This is a genomic window from Chamaesiphon polymorphus CCALA 037 (assembly GCF_003003845.1).
Lineage (GTDB): Bacteria > Cyanobacteriota > Cyanobacteriia > Cyanobacteriales > Chamaesiphonaceae > Chamaesiphon > Chamaesiphon polymorphus.
In genome coordinates, this window is the sequence record NZ_PVWO01000499.1 from 1 (window position 1) to 4127 (window position 4127).

Below are 4127 nucleotides of genomic sequence, written 5' to 3' on the forward strand. Positions count from 1 at the left end.
AACCTCCACCCCGACAACTACCAACTTCGATGAGATCGATCGAGCCATCGCTAGCCTCTCCAGTCATCGCGATAATTGGGCGCAAACTACGATCGAGCAACGATTAGCATATCTCCAAAGCTGTCTCGATCGTACCCTAGCAGTAGCCGATGATTGGACGATGGCAGCTTGCCAAGCCAAAGGAATCGATCCTCAATCGCCACTGGCAGGAGAAGAATTAATTGCTGGAGCGATCTCTACAGTCCGAAATATTCGCCTGCTAATGACTACCTTGGAAGCAGGTGGCAAACTATCCCCACCCAAACTGAGACAGCGAGAGGACGGGCAAATTGTTGCCGAAGTATTGCCTGCAAATGCGATCGATCGAGTATTGTACTTGGGTTATCGGGGCGAGGTGTGGCTCCAACCGGGTACCATCCCCACCCAAGGACGGATCTATCGCGAACCCACAGCAAGTAAAGTAACGCTGATTCTGGGTGCGGGGAATATTTCGGCAATTGTCGCGATGGACGCGCTCTCGAAGTTATTTAGCGAAAATCAGGTAGTCATTATCAAGATGAATCCGGTGAATGCTTATGTGGGCGCGTATATCGCCGCAGCCTTCGAGCCGCTGATTGAAGCAGGTTTTATGCAGATTGTCTACGGTGGTGCTGAAGTTGGCGAATATCTGTGTCAACACCCGCAAGTCGATCGAATTCATATTACAGGCTCGCATCGCACCCACGATGCGATCGTGTGGGGGGCGACACCCAGCGAACAGCAAGAGCGCAAAGCGAAGAATAAGCCACGCTTGACGAAACCGATTACTTCCGAACTCGGCTGTGTGACGCCGATTTTAGTCGTTCCGGGCAAATGGTCATCAGCAGATCTAACTTTTCAAGCGCGCCAGGTTGCCAGTACGATCGCGCACAATGCTAGTTTTGATTGCGCGTCGGGACAGGTGCTCGTCACCGCCTCTGGTTGGGCGCAACGGGATGAATTTTTAGCAGCCATCCGGAAAGAATTAGCAGCGACGCCCCCGCGTCAAGCTTACTATCCAGGTGCCCAAGAGCGGTATCAAGCATTTATCGATCGCTACCCCCAATCCGAGCCATTAGGGACGCGCACCCCACAGATCGTACCCTGGACGCTCATCCCCGATGTACCTGCCGTAGCGGGCGAATATGCCCTCACTGAGGAGGCATTTTGTGGCATCTTGGCTGAAGTCTCGATTGAGTCTGAATCTGCGGTCGATTTTCTCACCAAAGCGGTGGATTTTGCGAACGATCGGGTGTGGGGGACACTCTCTTGCACCGTGTTAATCGACACTCGCACTCAGAAACAATACCAGCCAGAATTGACTGCGGCGATCGCCAATCTCCAGTATGGCGCGATCGGGGTGAATATCTGGTCGGCGATGTTATTTTATTTTGGCTCGACGACTTGGGGAGCATATCCCGGCAATCGGCTCGCAGATATCGGTTCGGGGATTGGTTTCGTCCACAATAGTTATCTATTCGAGCGACCCCAGAAGTCTGTCGTCTACGCTCCATTTCGGATTTTCCCGACTCCGGCTTGGTTTGCAACACACAAGAATCTATTGGCGATGGCGCGACAATTGCTGAAGTTTGAAGCATACCCAACTTGGCAGAATCTGCCAGGGGTGGTAATGGCAGCGTTGAAGGGTTAGGGTGTTTGGGGGGTGCTGCACCCACCCCGCCTTTGAGGCACCCGATGTCTCAATTATCATGCTCGCAGTGTTGGGTAAGCGGCGAAAATCTACCCACCCCGCCCTACGGGCACCCCTGTCTCGATCGCTCGTGAACCGTCGGGAAACAAAGGCGTGCGCGCATCGCTCCGTTCGCGTAGCGTCTGCCTTCGCAGAGGAGGGGATTTTTTTGTAGTCATCTTTTGAGTAAGGGGAGAGCGTAAAATCTGAGTAACTATAATTTATCGATCGAGATTATGGCACCAATGACTGTTGACCAAATCCAAGCAGCAATTTTACAGCTTTCTCCAACAGATTATGCCGAATTAACTAAGCGTCTGGCAGATCTGGATTACGATCGCTGGGATCGTCAATTAGAAAATGATATTGCAGCGGGTAAGTTAGATTTTTTGGCAAAGGAAGCTTTAGCCGACTATAACTCTGGCGAATATCGGACACTCTAATGCACCACACAAATCGTCGATTTTGGTTGTGTTATGAAAGTCTCATACTATTTGTTATAATTATTGAATCTCATCTTTAAAATCGACTTGTGCTATCCCAAAATCGGAGTCAAGCTACCTCGCTGAAGCCTTTTTTAAATCATGCTGGAGAAACAACCATAGAGCAGATTGAGAAAAATCAACAAGCGATCGAATTACTAAAAACTTGGTTAGCTGAAGAAGTTCCGGCAACTGAATTAGCAGAACGCAGATCCTACTTGGCAAAACTCAAACAAACGATCGACAGTCAACGGCTGCCTGGTTCTAAGTTATATAGTGCCGAAGCAGAATGATTGTTTTTAGTGATGAATATCCAGGACGGAGAATAACTATTTCAACTACTAATGTCAAGCATCTTTTACCATTTTGCGATGCAATGATTTGGCAAGATATAAGTTTTTCTTGATAAATCTTTAGCTCGATCTACCAGTTGAGGTCGATTCGCCTAAAAATACTAAAATTGGTTGGATAATTCGATCGATCCAAGCTGTCTGAATTAAGTCGGCAAATAGCTCGTCAATTTCGATTACTTGCTGAGTGTAGAGGGACAGGACATCTACTTTATATCCCGAACCTTGTCCCCAGCGATCGATTGTTTGTTGCCAGAATGTAGACTCATCATAATCTTTGGGTGCGAGTAATCGATCGCTCAAGATGGTTTCGATTTCTACACCCAGATCGATCGCCAGATCTTCATAATTTCCATCGATTTGCGATCGCAATCGTTGCACGATCGCCGATAGCGTTGAGTCAGGACTAATTTCAGTTTCGATAAAACTAATCAGATTCAACAATTCGGATTTGTATTTTTCGGTGCTGTGACGAATTAAATTTTCAGCTAGATATCGTCCGTTAAAATAAATATCGATATCTCTCAATTCATATTGCCCGTAACGATTGTTAGTAGCACGGAGCGTGCAATGATGTTCTGGTAGCATGTCAACATAGTCGTTAGCAAAGCTATTACTGGCTAAATTTAAGCTGCTAAGTTCGTGAACCTTTTGCTGGGCAACTAGAACGATTTCATTCTCGAATTGGGCAAAATCTTTACCCGTTCTAATCTGCTCGAATTGTCGATCGAGTAGTTGAATTTCTTTTTCTAACTGTCGTTCGCGATCGACAATAACTCGCTCGATATCTGCAAATACCTGTTGGCGTTCGAGAGCGATATCGATCGATTCATCAGATCGATCTAGACTACCATCACCTAAATAACCCTGGAGCGCATCATAAAATAAGATATTATCGAATGGAAAATTAATCCGTTCGTTACTAAATACATTATCGATATTAGCTTTTCTCAGTGCCAATCCCCGATCGATATCGTCAACCGCTCGTCCGTCAGCACCCAGAACTTTTTCTGGCTCGCCCTTACGCGGCATTACTAACAAGGCAAATTTGGTATTGATGTCTTTAGCTGTTGGCGTTAAATACTTACCGATAATTTGAATTACATTTGCTGGTGCTGAGGGAAACCTTTCGGTAAATATACAAATCGAATCGTCATTATCGCGAATATAGCAAGCCAAGTCTCGACGATCTTTAGTTGCTAAATCCAATCCTCTGGTATCGATAATATTACCAATCCGGTGCGAATCAAAATCCAAAATCTTTGACGATAGATTTAGATAAATCCGCTTGGGAATCGAGCAATTATCTATGTTTGCCACATTCAGAGCTTGAAATACTTCACTCAGCCATGATTTTTCGTCTAGATCATCAGCTTGGGGGTATATTTCGGTTTTGGTGCGCGCTGCAAGTTGTCCTCGATCGATTAGTTCCTGCCTAAAATCGGCATGGCGATCGAGTGTAAAATATGAAGCAAATCCCAACGCACAATCTTCAATTTTACCATTAACAATTATTTCTGGTAACTTGACAATATTCCGAATCGCTCGTAATAACTCATCTGGTGGAATTTCGACCCGTGCTTTGAC

At 46.1% G+C, this 4127-nt stretch carries 5 protein-coding genes; 3 read left to right on the forward strand and 2 right to left on the reverse strand.

What is annotated here, in order from left to right; genetic code table 11:
- Positions 1–1669 (forward strand): aldehyde dehydrogenase family protein (locus C7B77_RS25215; protein ID WP_106311424.1); only part of this gene is annotated, 1669 nt, incomplete at its 5' end.
- 89 nt (positions 1670–1758) lie between these two features.
- Here the strand turns inward: C7B77_RS25215 and C7B77_RS31540 are convergent.
- A complete protein-coding gene (locus C7B77_RS31540; protein ID WP_281261390.1) occupies positions 1759–1887 on the reverse strand; it encodes a hypothetical protein in 129 nt (42 codons plus the stop codon).
- Between the two features lie 66 nt (positions 1888–1953).
- Here C7B77_RS31540 and C7B77_RS25220 point away from each other — a divergent pair, with 66 nt between their 5' ends.
- Positions 1954–2151 carry a hypothetical protein gene (locus tag C7B77_RS25220; RefSeq protein WP_106311430.1) on the forward strand — a complete coding sequence of 66 codons (198 nt, stop codon included), beginning with the start codon at positions 1954–1956 and terminating at the stop codon, positions 2149–2151.
- An 89-nt stretch (positions 2152–2240) separates the two neighbouring features.
- Positions 2241–2483, forward strand: a complete 243-nt coding sequence (locus tag C7B77_RS25225) for a hypothetical protein (RefSeq protein WP_106311427.1) — start codon at positions 2241–2243, stop codon at positions 2481–2483.
- A 120-nt stretch (positions 2484–2603) separates the two neighbouring features.
- Here the strand turns inward: C7B77_RS25225 and C7B77_RS30460 are convergent.
- On the reverse strand, positions 2604–4127 hold a 1524-nt coding region (locus C7B77_RS30460; protein WP_181244028.1), incomplete at its 5' end, for a hypothetical protein.